General features: G+C 64.7%; 23 protein-coding genes and 1 tRNA gene. 11 read left to right on the top strand and 13 right to left on the bottom strand.

Annotated elements, in window-relative coordinates; all coding sequences use genetic code 11:
• The first annotated feature begins 50 nt into the window (after positions 1-50).
• Positions 51-452, top strand: coding sequence for an RNA-binding S4 domain-containing protein (locus tag ACSQ27_RS02955; protein WP_436153994.1), 402 nt, complete (start codon positions 51-53; stop codon positions 450-452).
• Positions 453-562: 110 nt separating this feature from the next.
• On the opposite strand, the gene ACSQ27_RS02950 is transcribed toward ACSQ27_RS02955, so the two are convergent.
• Together ACSQ27_RS02950 and ACSQ27_RS02945 are read right to left on the bottom strand one after the other, a co-directional pair.
• Entirely contained in the window at positions 563-1,303 is a 741-nt protein-coding gene (locus ACSQ27_RS02950; protein WP_436153993.1) for an aspartate/glutamate racemase family protein, read from the bottom strand.
• A 188-nt stretch (positions 1,304-1,491) separates the two neighbouring features.
• The gene (locus ACSQ27_RS02945) at positions 1,492-2,385 is read right to left on the bottom strand and encodes a transporter substrate-binding domain-containing protein (RefSeq protein WP_436153992.1); all 894 of its coding nucleotides are present in this window, start codon (positions 2,383-2,385) and stop codon (positions 1,492-1,494) included.
• 251 nt (positions 2,386-2,636) lie between these two features.
• Between ACSQ27_RS02945 and ACSQ27_RS02940 the strand changes: the two genes are divergently transcribed.
• Positions 2,637-3,848 (top strand): D-amino acid dehydrogenase, encoded by a 1,212-nt coding sequence (locus tag ACSQ27_RS02940; RefSeq protein WP_436153991.1) that lies wholly within the window; start codon positions 2,637-2,639, stop codon positions 3,846-3,848.
• Positions 3,849-3,861: 13 nt separating this feature from the next.
• Here the strand turns inward: ACSQ27_RS02940 and ACSQ27_RS02935 are convergent, their stop codons facing one another.
• Entirely contained in the window at positions 3,862-4,761 is a 900-nt protein-coding gene (locus ACSQ27_RS02935) for a LysR family transcriptional regulator (protein WP_436153990.1), read from the bottom strand.
• Between the two features lie 228 nt (positions 4,762-4,989).
• Between ACSQ27_RS02935 and ACSQ27_RS02930 the strand changes: the two genes are divergently transcribed.
• On the top strand, positions 4,990-5,385 hold the full coding sequence (locus ACSQ27_RS02930; protein ID WP_436153989.1) for a response regulator: 396 nt from the start codon (positions 4,990-4,992) through the stop codon (positions 5,383-5,385).
• Positions 5,386-5,403: 18 nt separating this feature from the next.
• Here the strand turns inward: ACSQ27_RS02930 and ACSQ27_RS02925 are convergent, their stop codons facing one another.
• Positions 5,404-6,270: a LysR substrate-binding domain-containing protein gene (locus ACSQ27_RS02925; RefSeq protein ID WP_436153988.1), complete on the bottom strand. Its 867-nt coding sequence runs from the start codon at positions 6,268-6,270 to the stop codon at positions 5,404-5,406.
• 113 nt (positions 6,271-6,383) lie between these two features.
• On the opposite strand from ACSQ27_RS02925, the gene bla reads away from it, so the two are divergent.
• Entirely contained in the window at positions 6,384-7,298 is a 915-nt protein-coding gene (bla, locus tag ACSQ27_RS02920; RefSeq protein ID WP_436153987.1) for a class A beta-lactamase, read from the top strand.
• A gap of 32 nt (positions 7,299-7,330) precedes the next feature.
• Here bla and ACSQ27_RS02915 read toward each other — a convergent pair whose 3' ends face one another.
• Together ACSQ27_RS02915 and ACSQ27_RS02910 are read right to left on the bottom strand one after the other, a co-directional pair.
• Positions 7,331-7,477, bottom strand: a complete 147-nt coding sequence (locus tag ACSQ27_RS02915; protein ID WP_436153986.1) for a hypothetical protein — start codon at positions 7,475-7,477, stop codon at positions 7,331-7,333.
• 145 nt (positions 7,478-7,622) lie between these two features.
• Positions 7,623-8,081 carry an SRPBCC domain-containing protein gene (locus tag ACSQ27_RS02910; RefSeq protein WP_436153985.1) on the bottom strand — a complete coding sequence of 153 codons (459 nt, stop codon included), beginning with the start codon at positions 8,079-8,081 and terminating at the stop codon, positions 7,623-7,625.
• A gap of 269 nt (positions 8,082-8,350) precedes the next feature.
• On the opposite strand from ACSQ27_RS02910, the gene ACSQ27_RS02905 reads away from it, so the two are divergent.
• Positions 8,351-8,518, top strand: coding sequence for a hypothetical protein (locus ACSQ27_RS02905; RefSeq protein ID WP_436153984.1), 168 nt, complete (start codon positions 8,351-8,353; stop codon positions 8,516-8,518).
• Between the two features lie 269 nt (positions 8,519-8,787).
• Here ACSQ27_RS02905 and ACSQ27_RS02900 read toward each other — a convergent pair.
• From ACSQ27_RS02900 to cysS, 7 genes are all read right to left on the bottom strand, one after another.
• Positions 8,788-8,880 (bottom strand) — tRNA-Ser (locus ACSQ27_RS02900).
• Positions 8,881-8,915: 35 nt separating this feature from the next.
• Positions 8,916-10,184, bottom strand: coding sequence for an aspartate kinase (locus ACSQ27_RS02895; protein ID WP_436153983.1), 1,269 nt, complete (start codon positions 10,182-10,184; stop codon positions 8,916-8,918).
• A gap of 253 nt (positions 10,185-10,437) precedes the next feature.
• Positions 10,438-11,409 (bottom strand): tRNA lysidine(34) synthetase TilS, encoded by a 972-nt coding sequence (tilS, locus tag ACSQ27_RS02890; protein ID WP_436153982.1) that lies wholly within the window; start codon positions 11,407-11,409, stop codon positions 10,438-10,440.
• Entirely contained in the window at positions 11,402-12,010 is a 609-nt protein-coding gene (locus ACSQ27_RS02885) for a hypothetical protein (RefSeq protein ID WP_436153981.1), read from the bottom strand. The genes tilS and ACSQ27_RS02885 overlap by 8 nt, the downstream gene beginning before the upstream one ends.
• Positions 12,011-12,042: 32 nt before the next feature.
• Positions 12,043-13,023: an acetyl-CoA carboxylase carboxyltransferase subunit alpha gene (locus ACSQ27_RS02880; protein ID WP_436153980.1), complete on the bottom strand. Its 981-nt coding sequence runs from the start codon at positions 13,021-13,023 to the stop codon at positions 12,043-12,045.
• Between the two features lie 27 nt (positions 13,024-13,050).
• Entirely contained in the window at positions 13,051-13,758 is a 708-nt protein-coding gene (locus ACSQ27_RS02875; protein WP_436153979.1) for a DNA-3-methyladenine glycosylase family protein, read from the bottom strand.
• 61 nt (positions 13,759-13,819) lie between these two features.
• Positions 13,820-15,196 (bottom strand): cysteine--tRNA ligase, encoded by a 1,377-nt coding sequence (cysS, locus tag ACSQ27_RS02870; protein ID WP_436153978.1) that lies wholly within the window; start codon positions 15,194-15,196, stop codon positions 13,820-13,822.
• Positions 15,197-15,515: 319 nt separating this feature from the next.
• Between cysS and ACSQ27_RS02865 the strand changes: the two genes are divergently transcribed.
• The 6 genes from ACSQ27_RS02865 (at position 15,516) to ACSQ27_RS02840 (ending at position 20,803) form a co-directional block, all read left to right on the top strand.
• On the top strand, positions 15,516-16,586 hold the full coding sequence (locus ACSQ27_RS02865; protein ID WP_436153977.1) for a L,D-transpeptidase Cds6 family protein: 1,071 nt from the start codon (positions 15,516-15,518) through the stop codon (positions 16,584-16,586).
• 94 nt (positions 16,587-16,680) lie between these two features.
• Positions 16,681-17,919: a L,D-transpeptidase family protein gene (locus ACSQ27_RS02860; protein WP_436153976.1), complete on the top strand. Its 1,239-nt coding sequence runs from the start codon at positions 16,681-16,683 to the stop codon at positions 17,917-17,919.
• Positions 17,919-18,614 (top strand): peptidylprolyl isomerase, encoded by a 696-nt coding sequence (locus ACSQ27_RS02855; protein WP_436153975.1) that lies wholly within the window; start codon positions 17,919-17,921, stop codon positions 18,612-18,614. Before ACSQ27_RS02860 ends, ACSQ27_RS02855 begins: the two co-directional genes overlap by 1 nt.
• A gap of 34 nt (positions 18,615-18,648) precedes the next feature.
• The gene (locus tag ACSQ27_RS02850; RefSeq protein WP_436153974.1) at positions 18,649-19,158 is read left to right on the top strand and encodes a peptidylprolyl isomerase; all 510 of its coding nucleotides are present in this window, start codon (positions 18,649-18,651) and stop codon (positions 19,156-19,158) included.
• 15 nt (positions 19,159-19,173) lie between these two features.
• Positions 19,174-19,977, top strand: a complete 804-nt coding sequence (locus ACSQ27_RS02845; RefSeq protein ID WP_436153973.1) for a UDP-2,3-diacylglucosamine diphosphatase — start codon at positions 19,174-19,176, stop codon at positions 19,975-19,977.
• A 52-nt stretch (positions 19,978-20,029) separates the two neighbouring features.
• Positions 20,030-20,803, top strand: a complete 774-nt coding sequence (locus ACSQ27_RS02840) for a zinc-dependent peptidase (protein WP_436153972.1) — start codon at positions 20,030-20,032, stop codon at positions 20,801-20,803.
• The last annotated feature ends 121 nt before the right edge of the window (positions 20,804-20,924 follow it).

Here is a 20,924-nt window from a genome sequence, read left to right as displayed (position 1 = left end):
GCGGTGCGCTCCTACGCAGGACAACGCGCGGTAGGCCAAAATAGGCGCCAATGGATAAATTGCGCATCGACAAATGGCTGTGGGCAGCCCGCTTTTACAAAACCCGGGCCCTTGCGGTCGAGGAAATCGACAAGGGCCGGGTCACAGTCAACGGCGCCGAAGCCAAGCCGGCGCGCGAGGTCAAGTCCGGCGATACCGTGTCACTGCGCCAGGGCCAGGTCAACCGCACCGTGGTGGTACGCGGTATCAGCAGCCAGCGCGGCTCAGCCCCGGTGGCCCAGCAACTCTATGAAGAAACCGAGGAAAGCCTGCGCCTGAAAGCCGAGGCGGCCGAGCAGCGCCGCCTGGCGGGCGACCCGGCCGGCGCCCAGGAGCACGGCCGCCCCACCAAACGCGACCGGCGCACGCTCGACAAGGCCTGGAACAACCGCTGGAGCGCCTCCGCCGACTAAGAGCCACTCATAAAGCCCCCCTGGCGTTGTTGCGCCGCCTTGCCGTGCAGGTGCACTGTCTGCGGCGACGCGCCTAGCCAGGACCGCTTCGCTGGGCTTTCTGAGCGTCTCTAAACCGTTGCGTAGGCCCGCTGCGCCAAAGTCTGCGCCAGCAACGCGGCCGGGTCCACCAGGTCCAGCGCTTCCATGCCGGGCACCGCGCTGAGCGCCAGCGGTATTTCGGTGCAGCCCAGGATCAGTGTGGAAAGCCCATGCCGCGCGGCCAGCGCTTCGGCGACGCCGGTGAAACGCTCACGCGCCAGGGCCATATTGCCCACCTTCACGCCGTCGTAGATGCCGCGCATCAGGCGTTCGCGTTCATCCGCCGAAGGAATATGGCATTGCAGCCCCGCCTGGCGCAGCGCCTGGTCGTAAAGGCCGGCGCGGTAAGTGCCTTCGGTGGCCAGCAGGCCCACTTCCCGCACGCCGCGCGCGGCCAGCGTCTGCGCGACCTCGCGGGCCACGTGCAGGACTTCGAGCTGCGGAAAGCGCTCCTGCAGCTGGCCGTGCCAGGCATGGGCCGTGTTGCAGGCTACCGCCACTGTGGTGGCGCCCAGCGCCGCGAGTTTACCCATGGCCTGCAGCATCGGGTCCAGCGGCTGGTGGCCGCCCGGCCCGGGCGACTCCAGCGCCGTGCTGCGGTCGGGCACCGGTACCTGGGCCAGCCAGTGCTCGGGAAAGCCCTGGTCCGACACTGGGATGTCCAAGGCGCGCATGTGGTTCGCGCAGGCCTGGACAAACAGGCGCGCGAAATCCGCGCCCGCGGCCGGACCCATGCCGCCCAGGATGCCGACCACGCGGGTTCTGTTCATGTCTTGCCTTTCAGTGCTTGAGGATCGAAAAAACCAAAAATCCGGACGAACGCAGGCCGCCTGGAGCCGCAGGGCTCCCGACCGGTCTTGTTTTTGAGGGGGAAGGCTGCCGGCCCGGCAGGGCCACGGCAGCGGATGACCTGAAGCCATCAGCGGGGAGCGGCGCAACGGCGCTCCCCGCGAGAGGCTTACATCGCCGGCTTGTCGCTCAGCGCTTTCAGGTTGGCCTTGAGTTCTTCGCTCATGGGCAGGTTCAGGTTCACGCCCTTCGGTGGGATTGGCGAGGTGAACCACTTGGCGTACATCTTGGCGAACTCGCCGGACTTCATCAGGCGGGTGATGGTGCCGTCGACCAGCTTCTTGAACTCGGGGTCGTCCTTGCGCAGCATGCAGGCATAGGGCTCGACCTGCAGCGAGTCGCCGACAACTTCGAGCGACGCCGGGTTCTTGGAGTTGGCCATCAGGCCGAACAGCAGGATATCGTCCATGGCAAAAGCCACGGCGCGGTCGCTTTCAACGAGCAGAAGCGAATCGTCATGGTCCTTGCCCAGGATCAGCTGCATGTCCAGCTTTTTGTCGGCGCTGTACTTGCGGATCACCTGTGCGTTGGTGGTGCCGGTCGTGCTGGCCACCGTCTTTTTGGCCAGGTCGGCGTAGTTCTTGATGCCGGACGATTTTTTGACCAGCAGCCGCGTGCCGGTGTAGAAATGGTTGATGGCAAAGGCCACGTCCTTGCCGCGCGCGCTGTTGTTGGTGGTCGAGCCGCACTCCAGGTCGTAAGTGCCGTTGACCAGCAGCGGGATGCGGTTCTGCGACGTCACCGGCATGTAGGAGACTTCCAGGTTGGGCTTCTTGAGCTTCTTGCGGACGTCGTCGATGATGGCTTCGGTCAGTTCCGCGGAAAAGCCCACGGAGGTCTTGGAGCCGATCAGGTAGCTGAAGGGCACCGATGCCTCGCGGTAGGACACCGTGATCTTGTTGCTGTCGGCGACCTTTTTCAGCGTCGACGCGGTCTGCGCACCTGCGGTGGCGGTCAGGCCGGCTGTCAGCAGCACGGCGGTCATGAGGTGGGTCAATTTCATGCTTGTCCTTTCGGGGGCGGTAGGTGGGTCGTTTCGGGAAACTGGCATCGCTAGTGTAGGAACACCAGCACGATACGTGCCATTCATTTTCACGGCAAACCCATGACAAAAACTCATGGTTTACCCAATCGCATCGCCACGGGGGCCAAAGGCATAACCGCAGGTCATGGCCGGTGGCGAATTCAGCATTGTTCAAAGCCGCGCGCGCTGCGTACAGTGGCGCCCATCCAAGGAACAAAAAAAAGGTTTTTATGCATGTGTGCGTGCTCGGTGCGGGAATCGTGGGACTCGCGACCGCCTACAGCTTGCGCCGCGCCGGCCATGAGGTCACGGTGGTGGACCGCGCCAGCCCCGGCAGCGGTGCCAGCGGCGGCAACGGCGCCCAACTGAGCTACTCCTACGTCCAGCCGCTGGCCGACCCGGCCATCTGGCGGCAGTTGCCCAAGCTGCTGCTGTCGCCCTCCTCGCCATTCAAGCTGCGCCCGCGCCTGGACATGCACCAATGGCTCTGGGGGCTTCAGTTCCTGGCCGCGTGCAACAGCAAGACCTCGCGCGACACCACGGGTCAGTTGCTGTCGCTGGCGGCGCTGAGCCGCCAGTCCTTCGACGCCATGATGGCCGAGGAAAAACTCGATTGCGATTTCTCCGCCACCGGCAAGCTGGTGCTGTATTCCGGCGAGGATGCCTTCGCGGCCGCCCGCCGCCAAATGCTGCTGCAGCGCGAACTGGGCAGCACGCAGGAAGCCGTCGACGCCGATCGCTGCGTGGAGATTGAGCCCGCGCTGAAAAGCCGCCACGCGCAGATCGCCGGCGCCATTTACACACCCGGCGAATGCGCCGCCGACTGCCAGAAGACCTGCGACGCCCTGCTTGCGGTGCTGCGCCGCATGGGCGTGCGCTTTTTGCTGGGCACGCCGGTCGAGCAGATGGTGCAGCGCGGCAAGTCCATCGCCGCCGTGTCCACACCGCAAGGCCACATCGAAGCCGAGCGCTTTGTCATGGCGCTGGGGGCCGAGTCGGCCTTGATGGCCCGGGGCCTGGGCCTGCACCTGCCGGTCTACCCGCTCAAGGGCTACAGCATCACCGTGGATGTCGCCCCCGAAGAGCATGCCGCGCCCTCGGTCAACGTGACCGACAGCGCGCGCAAGGTGGTGTTCGCCCGCATCGGTTCGCGCCTGCGCGTGGCCGGCATGGCCGAACTCTCGGGCTACGACACGGCCATAGACCCGGCGCAGATCGCGTCACTGCAAACCTCGACCCAGACGGTGTTTCCGGCCTGCAGCCATTTCGGCGAATTGAATCCCTGGGCCGGCATGCGCCCGGCCACGCCCACCGGCCTGCCGGTGATAGGCCGGCACGCCAAGGGGCCGGACAACCTGCTGTTCAACACCGGGCACGGCGCCCTGGGTTTCACCCTGGCGTTTGGTTCGGCGCAGCGCATCGCCCGCATGATCGGGCACTGATCACCCAGGGCGCTCAGGCGCGCTGCGTCAAGGCCTGCTGGAAGCAGCGCACAAAGGCCCTGACGGCCACCGAGCCCGGTTTGCCGGCCGGCAGCAGGGCCTTGATGGGCACGGGAATCAAGGGCTCAAGCTCGAGCACATCCACGCGCGACGGATCGGCCGAGGCCGCGGTGCAGGTGTCGATCACGGCAATGCCCAGCCCATGGTGGGCCAGCGCCAGCGCCGAGTGGTAGGTCTGCACCGTGATGGGGAATTGCAGGCCCACGCCGGCCTCGCGGCAGGCCTGGTTGAGGCTGCGGCCCACCGGGTCCAGCGCGTCCAGCCCGACCACCGGCGACTTGCCCAGGTCGGCCAGCGTAACGCTGCCGCGCTTGACCAGGCGCGAAGCCAGCATGCCCTTGGGCGCCACGCACACCATGCGGCCGTCGGCCAGGTGCTCCTGCGCGAGCGCTGAATGCGCGACCGGGCTGAAGAGAAAACCGACGTCGGCCTCCTGCAAAGCGAGGGCCGAAACGATTTGCGGCGAATGCAGGGCCTGCAGCGTGATGGCCACGTCGGCATGCTTGACGCGAAACAGCTTGATGGCGTGCGGCAGGATTTCATAGCTCAGCGCCAGCACCGTCAGGATGCGCAGCTCTTTGGCGCTGTCGCCGGTCTTGAGGTTGGCGGCCAGGCGCTGCACTTCGTCGAGCTGCGCGAACAGGCGCTCGATGTGCGGGTACAGCGTCAGCGCTTCGGACGTCGGCGTCAGCCTGCCCTTGCTGCGCTGGAACAGCGCGAAGCCCAGTTGCAGTTCCGCATGCTGCAGGATGCGGCTCACGGCCGGCTGCGTGACATTGATCAGGCGCGCGGCCCCGCTCACACTGCCGGTCAGCATGACGGCGTTGAAGACTTCGATGTGGCGCAGGCGCATGGTGGATTCCGTGGTCTGTTTCGGCGGGGAACACCGCGGATTATGGCGAACGCGACTTTTGCGGCCGGCTTCGGCCCGTAAAAGCACGCTTGCGGCGCGCGGCGTGGGCATTATTCACGCTTTGTTTCAAAATCACGGGCTCGTGTTTTTCCCGAGTCCGGAATGAGCGTCCGCTCAGTACACTGCAGCGTATCCTCCCGGACCTGAACCCCTGGTACCCCAAGCCGCATGCGCCTCAGAATCTACCTGGTTGAAGACAGCCCCGTCATCCGCGACAGCCTCGCGGAATCGCTGGAGGAATTGGCGCGCGCGCGCATCGTCGGATGGGCCAGCAGCGAAACCGAAGCCATTCAATGGCTCAAGGGCAACAAGGCCTCCTGGGACCTCGCCATCGTGGACCTGTTCCTGCTCGAAGGCAGCGGCCTGGGCGTGGTGATGAATTGCCGCGAGAGGGACTTGCGGCAAAAAGTGATTGTGCTCACCAACTACGCCACGCCCGCCGTGCGTGAACGCTGCCTGGCGATAGGCGCCGATGCGGTGTTCGACAAGTCCAACGAGATTGAGGAGTTCACCCGCTACGCGCTCGAGGAAGTCGAGCGGGCCGCGGGCTCCACGCAGTGGTGAGACGGGCACGCCCGCGAATCACACTTCGGCCGCGGCTGCCGCCAGCAGCCAGTCCCTGAAGATGCGCATGCCGGCCGTGGCCCGCCGCGATTTGAGCCGGGTCAGCCAGTAGCCGCCGGTTTCTATCTCCGCCGCGAACGGCCGCACCAGGCGCCCGCCGCGCAACTCGCGCGCGAACATGTTCACCGGCAACAGCGCCACGCCGGCGCCCTGCGCGGCCGCCTCGGCCATGGTGAGAGACGAATCAAACACCACACCCCTGACCAGCGGACAGGCGGCACCGGCCGCGGCAAACCAGCGCGCCCATTCATCGGCCCGGTAAGAGCGCAGCAGCAGTTCCCGGGCCAGGTCGGCGGGTTCGCGCAAGCCCTGGGCTATCGCGGGCGAGCACATGGCTGATAAAGGCGACGCCAGCAGGGGCTCGGCCTCGGTGCCGTGCCAGGCGCCATCGCCGAAGCGGATCGCATAGTCCAGGCCCTCGCCGGCCAGGTCGACCCGGTTGTTGTTGGTGAAGAGGCGGAAGTCGATGAAGGGATGCGCCCGCTGGAAGTCGCGCAGGCGCGGAATCAGCCAGCCCACGGCGAAGGTGCCGACGGCCCCCACTGTCAGCACTTCACGGAATTGCCCGTCCTTGAACTGCTCCAGCACCGAGCCCATGCGGCCGAAGGATTCCGCCAGCACCGGCAGCAGCGCCAGGCCCTCGTCGGTCAGCGCCAGCCCGCGCGGCAGCCGGCGAAACAGCGGCACGCCCATGCGCTCCTCGAGGTTCTTCACATGCTGGCTGATCGCCGTCTGCGTCACGTTCAGCTCGTCGGCGGCGCGGGTAAAGCTCAGGTGCCGGGCCGACACCTCAAAGGCGCGCAAGGCATTGAGAGGGAGATGCATCGCTGTCTTAGCCCCAGATTTACTTATGGATGGCCTCGATTATTGCCGATTGCCCTCTCACCAGGCCCTTGTTATCGTCACCGCCTTGTCTATCAAATCTCAGAGGAAATTTCATGCAAAGACGGCAATTTTCAGGCGCGTTGGGCGGATTTATGGTAGCGGTGGGCCTGTCCGCTTACACCCAGAAATCATTGGGTGCGGATGCCCGCCCCGCCAACGCCTCCCCGGCGGCCATGACCCGGCGGCTGGCCGCCATCGAGCAGGCCAGCGGCGGCCGGCTGGGCGTTTCCATCCTCGACACCGGCAGCGGCGCCAGCTACGGCTACCGCGCCGCAGAGCGCTTTCCCCTGTGCAGCACTTTCAAGCTGCTGGCGGCCGCCCTGGTGCTGCACCGCGTGGATGCGGGCCAGGAGCAGCTGGCGCGCAGGATTCCCATCGCGGCCGGCGACATCCTGCCCCACTCGCCCACCACACAGCTGCACGTAGGCCCGCAAGGCCTGCCCATGGCGGCGCTGTGCGAGGCGTCGATCATCGTCAGCGACAATGCCGCCGCCAACCTGATGCTGGCCAGCTTCGGCGGCCCGGCCGGGCTCACGGCCTATCTGCGCGGCCTGGGCGACGGCGTGACGCGGCTGGACCGCATGGAGCCCGAACTTAACGAAGCGATACCCGGCGACCCACGCGACACCACGACGCCCGAGGCCATGCTGGAGACCGTGCGCAAGCTCACGCTGGGCCCGGCGCTGTCGGACGCGTCGCGCCAGCTGATCGTCCAATGGCTGCAAGGCAACACCACCGGCGACCGCCGCCTGCGCGCCCTGCTGCCGCCCGGCTGGCGTGTCGGCGACAAGACCGGCTCCGGCGCCCGCGGTTCCACCAACGATGTGGGCCTGTTATGGCCGCCAGGGGGACGCGCGCCGTTGCTGGTGGCGGCCTACCTTACGGAAACGAAACAAGCGGCGGCGCAGCGTGATGCCACGCTGGCCAGGGTGGGCCAGCTCGCGGCTTCCCTGGTAGCGGCGAGTTAAGGCGGACCGCCGAAAATTCAGACGCATCCGGCCTACAGCAATTGCATGGCCACATAGGCGACCACACACACCGAGAAGACCAGCGCGATGATCGCCAGCAGCCCGGCAAGCTGCGCCATGCTCCAGCCTCTTGTATCGGAGGGCAATTTGCGGGCTTGCTGCGGGCGGAGCTTGGACATGCTTTGATTTTCCCTAGCCGCACAAGGGCGGACGTGGGAAAAATCCATGTCCCGGCTTCAGCCTGGCGCTGACAGAACCGTAAGATTTTGTGCACTGTGTTGGGGAGGCGGGCTTTACGCGCCTGTTGCCCGTTCAATGGAAGGATCAGGCGCCGCGAGCACGGGCTACCAGCTCCGCCTTGTCTTTCACCAGGCCAGGCGAGGCCCCTGTTTCAAGAAGAACCTTCAGGTCGCACAAGACGATGCTGAATCCCTCGGTGGCGTTGACCACAGGGTCCGTGCCGCCGTCGCGCTCAAAGCCCCGGACTTCCACACTGGCGGTCGTGATGCCTGGCAATTCCTCAGAGAAGGCCATGTCGACGTCCAGCCCGCCCTCGCGCCAGGTGAAGGCGATGCGGCGCGGCGCATCGAAGGCAGCGACCTGCACGCGCTCCGTGGCGCCGGGCACCATGAATTCCCACTCGACCTGGGCGCCCTGGCCGAGCGGGCCGGTGGTGTCTTTCAGCCAGAACTTTTTAATGAGTTCGGGTTGGACGAAGGCATCGAATACGTCTGGTGCGGGACGCCGGATAAGCATCTCCGCCCGGGCAATCTGCTCAGCCATGGCATCCTCCTTCAAAGGTGGCACGCGTGCGGAATGGTCCGCAAGCTCCACGGTATTCATGGCCAGGCTTCGGTCTGTCGGATGTATCCGATGCCTTTGTAGGGATGCGCCCGAAAAATCTTGTGGCCGAGAAACACTATTTCGCCTCCAAACCAATGCTTTTGACTACAGCCGATGTGCTCTTATGTGTCTCGGCACACAGACGGAAGTGACTCAAGCTTCTAACGTCCCAAGTTGACAAAACAATAGATTTTGGGAGTACGGAAACAATGAACGATCTTGAAACTACGCTACTTTGGCTGTTACTCGCAGCGGTCGCCGCCCTGGTTATGGTCGGCGCCATCTTTGGACGACAAGACCGCAAGGCCGCAACGCAACTCGACAAGCAGCGGGATAGCCTTGCCCACGACAGAGCGGATTTTGAAAACCACGTATAGGCGCTCGATACGGAATTTCGCTTGAACAAGCTGCAGGTGTACGGCAGTTTGTGCCGATGCGGGCATAGCTCCACCACCGCGACCGTCATGCAATCACCCGAACAGTGACCGGCGACATGCCAAGGGCCAAGGGGCTGCGGAGGCACCTGGCCCGGCACAACTGAGATCGCATACTTCGCGCTTGAAGCGCATCTTGGTGTGATGAGCACGATTGCAGAAATTGAGCGCAAAAAAAACCGACTCCTCCTTGCGGAGAGAGTCGGTAGTCTTGGCGGAAACGGAGGGATTCGAACCCTCGATGAGGCTCTACACCCCATACTCCCTTAGCAGGGGAGCACCTTCGGCCACTCGGTCACGTTTCCAATAAATCGATTATCTCACGACTTCCAGGCCATTTTCAGGCGGAAGGCTGGTCCAGGTCAAAAGCCTTGTGCAGGGCGCGCACCGCGAGCTCCATGTACTTCTCGTCGATGACCACGGAGGTCTTGATCTCGCTGGTGGAGATCATCTGGATGTTGATGCCCTCCTCGCTCAGCACGCGGAACATCTTGCTGGCGATGCCGACGTGGCTGCGCATGCCGATGCCGACGATGCTGACCTTGCAGATCTTGGCGTCGCCGGTGACTTCCTGCGCGCCCAGCTTGGGGACCACCTGGGTCTTGAGCAGGTCGACGGCCTTGGAGTAGTCGTTGCGGTGGACGGTGAAGCTGAAATCGGTCTTGCCGTCTTTGCTGATGTTCTGGATGATGACGTCGACTTCGATGTTGGCGTCGGCGATGGCGCCCAGGATCTGGTAGGCGATGCCGGGGGTGTCTGGCACGCCGAGCACGGAGATTTTGGCTTCATCGCGGTTGAAAGCGATGCCCGATACGATGGCTTGTTCCATGTTTTCGTCTTCCTCAAAGCTGATCAAAGTGCCTGACTTGGCTTCTTCGTTGATGTCGATGTCCCATTCGGTGAAGCTGGACAGCACGCGCAGCGGCACCTTGTACTTGCCGGCGAATTCGACCGAGCGGATCTGCAGCACCTTGGAGCCCATGGAGGCCATCTCCAGCATCTCCTCGAAGCTCACGGTGTGCAGGCGGCGCGCCTCGGGCACCACGCGCGGGTCGGTGGTGTAGACGCCGTCGACGTCGGTGTAGATCAGGCATTCGTGCGCCTTGAGCGCCGCGGCAATCGCCACCGCCGAAGTGTCCGAGCCGCCGCGGCCCAGCGTGGTGACGTTGCCGCCCTCGTCCACGCCCTGGAAGCCGGTGATGATGACGACCTTGCCGGCATCGAGGTCGGCGCGCACGCGTTCGTCGTCAATGGACTCGATGCGGGCCTTGGTGTAGGCGTTGTTGGTCTTGATGGTGACCTGCCAGCCGGCATAGCTCACGGCCTGCATGCCTTCGGCCTGCAGCGCGATGGCCAGCAGCGCGCTGGAGGCCTGTTCGCCGGTGGCGGCCAGGGCGTCGAGTTCGCGGCTGTAGGCGTCGCCGGCCTTGGCGGGCGCCAGTTCCTTGGCCAGGCCCAGCAGGCGGTTGGTTTCGCCACTCATGGCACTGGGGACGACGACCATCTGGTGGCCGGCCCGGGCCCACTTGGCCACACGTTTGGCCACGTTGCGGATGCGCTCGGTGGAGCCCATCGACGTGCCGCCGTATTTATGAACGATCAATGCCATTTTCAGGGTCAATCAGAGGTGTTTGGTTTCAGGCCCGGGCGTTTATAAATCCATTTTTCGGGCGAATTGCGTCGTTGCGCGGTGCTCGCAATCCTCATGTACCGAAGTACATTCCGGTTGCTGCGCTCCGGGCGCCTCGCACTTCATCCCGAAAAGCTGGATTTCTAGAACGCCCTACGCACATCAAAAAAGAGGCCCGTAAAGGTGCGTTCCGCCAGCAAAGCCTTCAATTATACCTAGGACTACTACCTAGTTAAGCCGGCTTATCCATCGCCGCGTCGTAACGCAGGACGCTGCCGGCGCGCGTCACATGGCCCGTCGCCACCTTGAGGTGGATGCTATGGCCGCGCGTGGTGCAGGCTGCAATCTGCGACAGCAGTTGCTCGAGCTGCGCGGCGCTGGGCGTGGCGCCGTGGGATTCCAGCAGCCAGTGGCGCAGCATATTGGCCTGGCGCGGCTCCGACAGGGCCTGCAGGTTCTTGATGGCAGGCGGCAAACCGACCGCGGCGAGGTCCTGCCGCGCGACTTCCAGCAGCAGCGACTGGGCTTGCGCCGCATGCCGGGCGCTGCGCGCGAAGGTGTCGCGAAACTGCGGAAAAACCTCTTGCAGCGCAGGCAGCAGCCGCGCGCGGATCCGGTTGCGCGTAAAGCGCTCATCGGCATTGGTCGGGTCTTCCACCCAAGGGATGCCGCGCTCCACCAGCCAGGCGCGCAGCAGCGCCCCGGGCACCGCGAGCAAGGGGCGGTGGTAGGTCATGCCATCCCGCTCCCAGCGCTGCGGCATGGCCGCCAGCCCCGGCAGGCCCGCACCGCGCGACAACGCCAACAACAGGGTCTCGACCTGGTCATCGGCGTGTTGCGCAATCGCGATATCTTTGACAGTTGCCTGCGCAAATCCATCCCGGACTGCGGCGCCAAAAGCCTTGTAGCGCGCCTTGCGCGCCGCATCCTCGGGGCTCTCGCCGGAGGCATGGCGCGCATCCACGCGCTGGATGGCCAGCGGCACATTGAACTGCGCGCACAGGGCGACGCAATGCAGCTCAAAGCCATCGGCCGCCGCCTGCAAGCCGTGGTGCACATGGATCGCATACACCTGGCCCGGCCACTTCTGCGCGCAGGCCGCCAGCAAGGCGACGGAGTCGGCGCCGCCGCTGAGTGCGACAGCCAGTGGTAAAGAGGGTTGAAATCGCGAAACCGCGGCAGCGATCACGTCGTTGTCACTCATGGCCTGGCTTTTGCAAGTTTTGCAAGATGTTCCGGTCAATCCTGGTCCGCACCCAAAGCACACCGAGTGTGGTGCCGATGAAGAACCAGAATCCCAGAATGCAGGCGCCGCTGAACCCCACGCCAAAAACGCTCGATACAAGCGTTTGATCCCGCCAGGAAGGGCCCCCGCCCTCCACAACAGGCCAAACGGCCATCAAAAGCAGGCCGGCGCACCAAAACAAGAGGCCCCACGCCAGCCTGCGGTTCGGGCTTTTGATTCGCGCGTAGCGATCATGCTCGACCGGATAGCCCAGCCCGGCCCACCAGCCGGCAAGCCCTGCAACAGGAGAAATCAGCCAGAGCACCGCGTAGTGAAAACGCAGAAACGGGTCGTAACCGGGGATTTTCGGCAGCTGGTCCAGCATGGGCAGCCCACGGGCCATCAGGTTGGCGAAGGAAACTGCCAGGGGCTCAGCGGCAAACTCGCGCGGAACGAGGCCGAACATGACCCCCAAAAAAGCCGCATAGAGGGCGCCAGTGGTCAACCAGAATCGCCGGCGCAACTTCGCCAGTGCTTGTTCTTCCTTGGCACTGTAAGGGCCGACGCGTGGACGGGCCATGGTCTTGTCGCTCCGGCGTATGGCCGGGGCCCTTATTTTCCGGCGTCGGCCTTGGTGTCGGTGAATCGCCCATAGCTTTGCAGGCGTTCATAACGGCGGTCCAGCAGCTCCTTGACCTTCAGGTCGCTGACCTGGCGGAAGGCGTCGTTGAGGGCGCGCTTGAGGAAGGCCGCCATCTGCTTGTGGTCGCGGTGCGCGCCGCCCACGGGCTCGTTGACGATCTTGTCGATCACGCCCAGGGCCTTGAGCCGGTGCGCGGTGATGCCCAGCGCCTCGGCGGCTTCCTGCGCCTTGTCGGAAGTCTTCCAGAGGATGGAGGCGCAGCCTTCGGGGCTGATGACGGAGTAAATCGAGTACTGCAGCATCACGACCTGGTCGGCCACCGAAATGGCCAGCGCGCCGCCGGAGCCGCCTTCGCCGATGATGGTGGTGATGATGGGCACTTCGAGCTGCGCCATCTCGAAGATGTTGCGGCCGATCGCCTCGGACTGGCCGCGCTCCTCGGCGTCTATGCCGGGATAGGCGCCGGGTGTGTCGACGAAGGTGAACACCGGCAGCTTGAACTTCTCGGCGGTTTTCATCAGGCGCAGCGCCTTGCGGTAACCCTCGGGCTTGCTCATGCCGAAGTTGCGCAGGCCGCGCTCCTTGGTGTCGCGGCCCTTCTGGTGCCCCAGCACCATGCAGGCCGTGCCGTTGAAGCGGGCCAGGCCGCCGACGATAGAGAGGTCGTCGGAGAAGTGCCGGTCGCCATGCAGTTCCACGAAATCGGTGAAGATTTCGCTGATGTAGTCCAGGGTGTAGGGACGCTCGGCGTGGCGGGCGATCTTGGTGATCTGCCAGGGCGTCAGGTCGCTGTAGATGTCTTTGGTGAGTTGCTGGCTCTTTTTGGCCAGCTGGTCTATCTCTTCGGAGATGTCGACGGCCGACTCGGTCTGTACGTAGCGCAGTTCTTCGATTTTTCCTTCGAGTTCCGCGATCGGTTGCTCGAAATCAAGAAAGGTCTTCTTCGCCATGTGCTGCTCCTCAAGGCTTCCTGAAACTTAAATCTGCTCGGGGCCGCTGGGGGCCCCCAGGACCGGTAATGGGTCCAAAGAGCGCCAAATATACCAAGTTGCGACGCTGCAGTACGGCGCCCAGGCGGCGGCCACCTCCCGCGCGTCGCTGCGGCTGACCGATTCGCCGGAAAAATAGTTCTGGCTGATGCCGCTGATCAGGCCGACGTCGTCCAGCGGCAGGACGTTGGGACGCATCAGGTAGAAGATCAAAAACATCTCGGCCGTCCAGCGGCCGATGCCGCGGATCGCCACCAGCTCGGCGATGATGGCCTCGTCGTCCATGGACTGCCAGTCCTTCACGTGCACCGTGCCGGCATCGAAGTTGATGGCCAGGTCCACCAGGTATTCGACCTTGCGCGAGCTCAGGCCCGCGGCCCGCATGTCGTCGACCTTGAGCCTGAGCACGTTGGCCGGCGTCATCTTTTTGGGCAAGGCCACAAAACGGTGCCAGACGGTTTGCGCGGCCTTGACCGAGATCTGCTGCCCCACGATGCTGCGCGCCAGCGTGCCGAAGGCGTCGCCGCGGGCTTGCAGGCAGGCATCGCCGAACTGCGGGATCAGGCGCTTCATCACCCGGTCTTTCTTGACCAGGTGTTTGCAGGCCTCGGCCCAGTAGGCGGGAACCGCGGCGACCGGGCCCGGGACGTCGGCCAGTTCGGCGCTGGCGGGGCCGCTTTTGACGACCTGTTTCATGGCGCCCCGTGCAGTGTCTGCAGGTTTAGCGACCGCTCACGGCCGGGCGTGTAGTCAAAGCTCACGACTGGGCCTCCCAGGTGGTGCCTGCGGCGGAGTCCTTGAGCACAATGCCCTGGGCCAGCAAATCCTGGCGGATGCGGTCGGCTTCGGCGAAGTTTTTGGCGGCCTTGGCGGCGGCGCGCTGCGCGATCAGGCCCTGGATGCTGGCTTCGTCCAGCCCGGCCCCGGCCTGCAGGTAGGCGCCGGGCTCGCCCTGCAGCAGGCCCAGGCAGGCGCCCAGACTCTTGAGCAGCCCCGCCAGCGCGGGCGAGCGTGTCTTGTTGACTTCACCGGCCAGGTCGAACAGCACGGCCACCGCCTCGGGCGTGCCGAAATCCTCGTCCATGGCGGCCTTGAAGCGGGCGGCAAATGGGTTGGCCCAATCGATGGCGACAGCGTCCGCCTTGACCCCGGCCAGCGCGGTGTACAGGCGTTTGAGCGCATTGCGGGCGTCGTCCAGGTGGGCGTCGCTGTAGTTCAGGGCGCTGCGGTAATGCGTGCGCACCAGGAAGAAACGGATGGTCTCAGCGTCGTACTGGGTCAGCACTTCGCGGATGGTGAAGAAGTTGCCCAGCGACTTGGACATTTTTTCATTGTCCACGCGCACAAAGCCGTTGTGCACCCAGAAGCGGGCCAGCGGCTTGCCGTTCGCGCCCTCGCTCTGGGCGATCTCGTTTTCATGGTGCGGGAACTGCAGGTCGGCGCCGCCGCCGTGCAGATCGAAGGTCTCGCCCAGGGTCTGGCAGCTCATGGCCGAGCACTCGATGTGCCAGCCGGGACGGCCGGGGCCGTAGTCGCTGTCCCACTTGGCGTCATCGGGTTCGGTGGGTTTGGCGCTTTTCCAGAGCACGAAGTCCAGCGGGTCTTCCTTGCCGTCCAATACCGCCACACGCTCGCCGGCCCGCAGCTCGTCCAGCGACTTGCCCGAGAGCTTGCCGTAGCCCGGGAACTTGCGAACCGAATAATTCATGTCGCCGCTGGAGCCTCGGTAAGCCAGTCCCTTTTTCTCCAGCGTGGCGATCATGCCCAGCATTTGCGGCACGTACTCGGTGGCGCGCGGCTCCAGCGACGGCGGCTCCATGCCCAGCGCGCCTATGTCCTGGTGCATGGCCTGGATCATTTCGTCGGTCAGCGCCCGGATGGTGATGCCGCGCTCGACCGCCCGCTTGATGATCTTGTCGTCGATGTCCGTGATGTTGCGCACATAGGTCACACGCAGGCCGCTGGCCTTGAACCAGCGCTGCACCACGTCGAAAGCCATCATCATGCGCGCATGGCCGATGTGGCACAGGTCGTAAATCGTCATGCCGCAGACATACATGCGCACATGGCCGGGTTCCAGGGGGGAAAATTCTTCCACGGCACGCGACAGCGTGTTGTAAATGCGAAGGCTCATGAAAATTGGGGTGGCGGGAGACGTCGGTCGAAAACCGACTATCGGTCGGACAAGGGAACAGGAAGGTTTATCTCACGGACGCCGGGGGCGGACAAGGGCCGATTGGCGTACGCGCCAAAACGTGCGATAAAAAGGAAAAGTACGGAATCCGGGCGGCCATGGACTATACCCCCTCAGCTACAATCAGCCAGTATATCCAGCCCGATGGACAACATTCAGCGGTCCCCGCGGCCACCTGAAAAGCCGGGCTGTTTAGAGTGACTTCTGCCCACGGCCATCAAACGGCCCCAGGGGACCTAAAACAATAGCGAGAGTTCTTATGCCCACGCAAAACTTTTTTAAACGCAAACCCCTGTCAGCCGCCCTGCGCCTGCTCGTGGTGGCCGCCGCACTGTCGATGTCGGCGGCCCACGCGGACGACTATGCCGATGTCAGCCGACTGATGCGTGCCGGCCAGTATCCCGAAGCGCTCGCCAAGGTCGACCAATACCTCGCCGGCAAACCGCGCGACCCGCAAATGCGTTTCTTCAAGGGCGTGATCCAGACCGAAACCGGCAAGACCAACGACGCGATCGCCACCTTCACCAAGATCACCGAAGACTATCCCGAGCTTCCCGAGCCCTACAACAACATGGCCGTCCTGTACGCCGGCCAGAGCCAGTTCGACAAGGCCCGCGCCGCGCTGGAAATGGCCATACGCACCAACCCCAGCTACGCCACCGCGCATGAAAACCTCGGCGACGTCTATGCCCGCCTGGCCAGCCAGGCCTACAGCAAGGCGCTGCAGCTGGACGGCGGTAATGCGGCCGTCCCGCCCAAGCTGGCCCTGATCCGCAACCTGTTCTCCGCCGACGCCAAAGCCCAGCCGCAAGCCGCCGCCAAGCCCGCCGCCGGCGCCCAGGCGTCCGGCCCTGTGTCCGTCGCGCCAACCCCGGCTCCCGCCGCCAAGCCCGCACCCGTGGCCCCCCCTCCCGTCGTGGCGTCAGCGCCGGCCGCAACGCCCGCACCTGCTGCTCCAGCCCCTGCGCCAGCGCCCGCCGCCGCGAGCGGCGCCGAGAAAGAAGTCGAAACCGCCGTGCACGGCTGGGCCCAGGCCTGGTCCAGCAAGGACATGAACGCCTACCTCGGCAGCTACGGCCAGAATTTCGATCCGCCCGGCAAGCAAGCCCGCAAAGCCTGGGAAGAAGACCGCCGCGCTCGCATCGTCGGCAAATCCAAGATCAACGTGAAGATTTCCAACCTGTCCATCTCGGTGCAGGGCGCCAAGGCCACGGCCCGGTTCAAGCAGGACTACAGCGCCGATTCGCTGAACATCTCCAGCCGCAAGACCCTGGACCTCGCCAAGGTGGGTGATCGCTGGGTGATCGTCAAGGAATCCACAGGCGGTTGACCGCCGGGCCGACCTGACTCAAGTGCATTGCCCTGCCCGTCCTCGCTCCTCTTCGCCTCCCTTCGCCGGCCGGCAAGCTGCCATGGAAACCAGCATGAAAAAGGCGCTCACGGCCCTTTTTTTCATGGCCCCCTGCCTGGTGCCGGCGCTGCTGCCCGCACCCGCGGAAGCCTCCGCCAAGGCCACAGCGCGCGCCACCGCCCCGCCGCAACGCGAACCGCGCGACGGCGAAGCGGAAGCCCGGCTGATTGAGATCTACAAGCTGATAGGCCAGGCCAAGCCGCGCGAAGCATTGCGCAAGGCCGAAAGCCTGGTCAAGGACCATCCCAACTTCCAGCTCGCGCAACTGGTCTACGGCGACCTGCTGGCCGGCTTCACGCGCCCGCTGCGCGCACCCGGCGACGTCCCCGAAATCACCGCCAGCAAGGCCGCGGCTCCGCTGCTGGCAGAGCTGCGCCAGGAATCGCTGCTGCGGCTGCGCGCGCTGCGCGAGCGCCCGGCGCCCGGCACCGTGCCTTCGCAGTTCCTGGCCCTGTCGCCGCGCAACAGGCATGCGATCGCCGTCGACGCCTCCAGGTCGCGCCTGTACCTGTTTGAAAACACCGCCACCGGCATCAGGCTGGTGGCCGACTACTACATCTCGGTCGGCAAGTCCGGCATCGAAAAATCCGTCGAAGGCGACCTGCGGACGCCGGTTGGGGTGTACTTCATCACCAGCAACCTGGACCCTAAATCGCTGCGCGACTTCTACGGCTCGGGCGCGCTGCCCATCAACTACCCCAACCAGCTCGACGTCAAGCGCGGCAAGACCGGCGGCGGCATCTGGCTGCACGGCACGCCCCCGGCGCAGTTTTCGCGGGCGCCGCTGTCCACCGACGGCTGCGTGGTGCTGGCCAACCCCGACCTGGAGCGCATCATCCGCACCGTCGAGGTGCGCAGCACGCCCGTCGTCATCGCGCACAGCCTCAAATGGGTGGCGCCGCAAACGCTCACGGCCGACAGCAAATCCTTTGAAAGCGTGCTGCGGGGCTGGCACAGCGCCAAGTCCAGCGGCGACATCGCCAAGCTCACCGCCTGGTACACCCCCGACTTCACCAGTTACGGCAAGACCCTGGCCGAATGGACGCCGGCCCTGCAGACCGAGATCAAGCAGCTGGGCGGACGCGACATCCAGCTCAAGGACGTGTCTTACCTGCGCTGGACCGACAGCACCGACACGATGGTGGTAACCTTTGGCGAACTGGTCAAAGGCGCCAAGACAGGCCGCACCAAACGCCAGTACTGGGTCCGTCAGGGCAGCCAGTGGAAAATATTCTTTGAAGGAACGATTTGATGGCAGTTCATCCCGCCTTTTTGCCCCTGCGCCGCGCCTTGCTGGCCGTTGCCGCGGCAGGCCTGGCCCTCGCGGCCGGCCCGGCGCTCGCGCAAAACGCGCCCAAGGTCAAGTTCGCGACCAGCGAAGGCGACTTCGTGGTCGAGGTCTACCCCGACAAGGCGCCCAAGACCGTTGAAAATTTCCTGCAGTACGTCAAGGACAAACACTACGACGGCACGATTTTCCACCGCGTGATCAGCAACTTCATGGTCCAGGGCGGCGGCTACGACGCCACCTACGCCGAAAAGAAGACCCGCCCGCCCGTGCCGCATGAAGGCCGCGAGGCGCTCGCCAAGGGCGGCCCCAAAAACGTCGTCGGCACCCTGGCCATGGCGCGCACCAACGATCCCAATTCCGCCTCGTCGCAGTTCTTCATCAACGTGAAGGACAACGACTTCCTGAACCCCACCGTCATCCCGCCCGGCGACCCGGTGCCCAAATTTGAATACCAGGGCCGCGTCTACGAAAACACGCCGCGCGCGCAACTCGTCAATGCGCCGCAGCTCTACGGCTACACCGTGTTCGGCAAGGTCGTCAGCGGCATGGAAGTCGTCAACAAGATCAAGTCCGTGCCGACAGGCGCGGGTGGACCCTTCCCGACCGATGTTCCCAAAACGCCGGTCCTCATCAAATCAGCAACCCTCGTCAATTAATTCATTCATTGACCTTCCCCTACAGGACACCATCATGAGCAAACCCAGAGTTGAACTGCACATCGCCGAATACGGCGTCATCACACTGGAACTGGACGACGCCAAGGCGCCCAAGACCGTCGCCAACTTCCTGAACTACGTCAATAAGGGCCACTACGCCAACACCGTGTTTCACCGCGTGATCCCCGGATTCATGGTGCAGGGCGGCGGTTTCGAGCCCGGCATGAAACAAAAGCCCACCGACGGCGAAATCGAGAACGAAGCCAACAACGGCCTGAAGAACGACAACTACACCGTCGCCATGGCACGCACCAACGCGCCGCACTCGGCCAGTTCGCAGTTCTTCATCAACGTGGCCGACAACGGCTTCCTGAACCACACCGCACCCAGCGCTTCGGGCTGGGGCTATGCCGTGTTCGGCAAGGTGATTGCCGGCACCGACGTGGTCGACAAAATCAAGGCCGTCAAGACCGGCCGCAAGGGCTTTCATGACGACGTCCCGATGGAAGACGTGATCATCCAGAGAGCCATCTCGCTGGACTGAGTGCCCCAGCCGCCGGTGAACACCCCCCAGGCCGTCCCCGAGATCGCGGAGCTTTCGGCGCCGCCGTCCTGGCGCACGGTCGACTTCATTTCCGACCTGCACCTGCAGGCCGCCGAGCCCGCCACCTTCGAAGCCTGGCGGCACTACCTCGAAAGCACGCCCGCCGACGCGGTTTTCATCCTGGGCGACCTGTTTGAAGTCTGGGTCGGCGACGATGCCGTCGGCGAAGACCTGGCCTCTGCCGCCGCCGGTTTTGATGCGCGCTGCGTACAGGCCATGGGCGAAGCCGCCGGCCGGCTGGCGCTGTTCTTCATGCACGGCAACCGCGATTTCCTGGTGGGCCAGGAGCTGATGGACCTGTGCAACACCACCTTGCTGCACGACCCGACGGTGCTGGAATTCCCCCCGAACTCTGGCCTGCGCTGGCTGCTCTCGCACGGCGATGCCCTGTGCCTGGACGACACCGACTACATGGAATTTCGCCGGCAGGTGCGCAGCCCCGAGTGGCAGCGCGCCTTCCTGGCCAAGCCCCCGGCCGAGCGCCAGGACATCGCGCGCGCTCTGCGCCGGCAAAGCGAAGCACGCAAACAATCAGGCGCGTCCTATGCCGACGTCGATTCCGGGGCCGCCCGCCAGTGGCTGCGCGCGGCCAAGGCCCCCACGCTGATCCACGGCCACACCCACAAGCCGGCGCTGCACGACCTTGGCGAGGGCCTCTCGCGCGTGGTGCTCAGCGACTGGGACCTGGCCGCCCCCGTGCCGCGCGCCGACGTGCTGCGCCTGGGCGCCGGCGGCTTGCAGCGCATTGCCCTGTGCTGATTTCTTTTCATTTTCTTTTCGCCTTGCCTCCGACCAAGACACCCACCCCATCATGCTGAACTGGTTACGAACGCTGGGGCGCCAAAGCGCTCCCACCAAGACCATTCCCGACACCCTGTGGATGGACACCTTGCTGCAGTTCCCCTTCCTGGCCCGCCGCCCGGTAACCGAACTGCAGCAGTTGCACGAGCTGGCCGGAAAATTCCTCAAACAAAAAGAATTCACCGGCGCGCAGGGGTTGGAAGTCACCGACGAAATAGCCGTCGCGATCGCCGCCCAGGCCTGCCTGCCGGTGCTGCACCTGGGCCTGCGCTGGTACGACGACTTCAAGGGCATCGTGGTGCACCCCGGCGCCATGCTGGCGCGCCGCGAAGTCACCGACCAGGCCGGCGTGGTGCACCGCTACAGCGAAACCCTGCTGGGCGAAGCCATGGACGGCGGCCCCGTCACCCTGAGCTGGCAGGAGGTCGCTGCGGCAGGCAGCGCGGCCGAGCACGGGCACAACGTCGTGATCCACGAATTCATCCACAAGATCGACATGCGCGACGGCGCGGCCGACGGTTGCCCTCCTTTGCCCACCCGCAGCGCCCTGAGCGCATGGCACTCGGTGATGCAGCCGGCCTTCGACGAGTTCTGCGAAAAAGTCGCCATGGCCAAACGTTTCGGCGCCGCGCCGCCGTGGCTGGACGACTATGGCGCAGGTTCCCCGGCCGAGTTTTTCGCCGTTGCCTGCGAGGCCTACTTCGTCAACCGCGAACGCTTCACCCAGGATTTCGCGTCGATGACGGTGTTGTTCGACAAATTTTTCATTCCTGCGAAGCAATAAGGGGCAGCGGCGGCTTAAAACGCCGTTTCCGTGGGTTTGGCTCACTTAGCCTCCTGCCTCGAGCCGCTCACAAAACCCAGCGAAGCGGTCCTGGCTAGGCGCGTCGCCGCAGACAGTACAC

Origin of the sequence: Polaromonas sp. LjRoot131 (assembly GCF_964252805.1) — a bacterium.
Classification (GTDB): Bacteria; Pseudomonadota; Gammaproteobacteria; order Burkholderiales; family Burkholderiaceae_C; genus Polaromonas.
The sequence above is the reverse complement of the archived record's forward strand: the minus strand, read 5'-3'. Positions and strand labels throughout refer to the sequence as shown.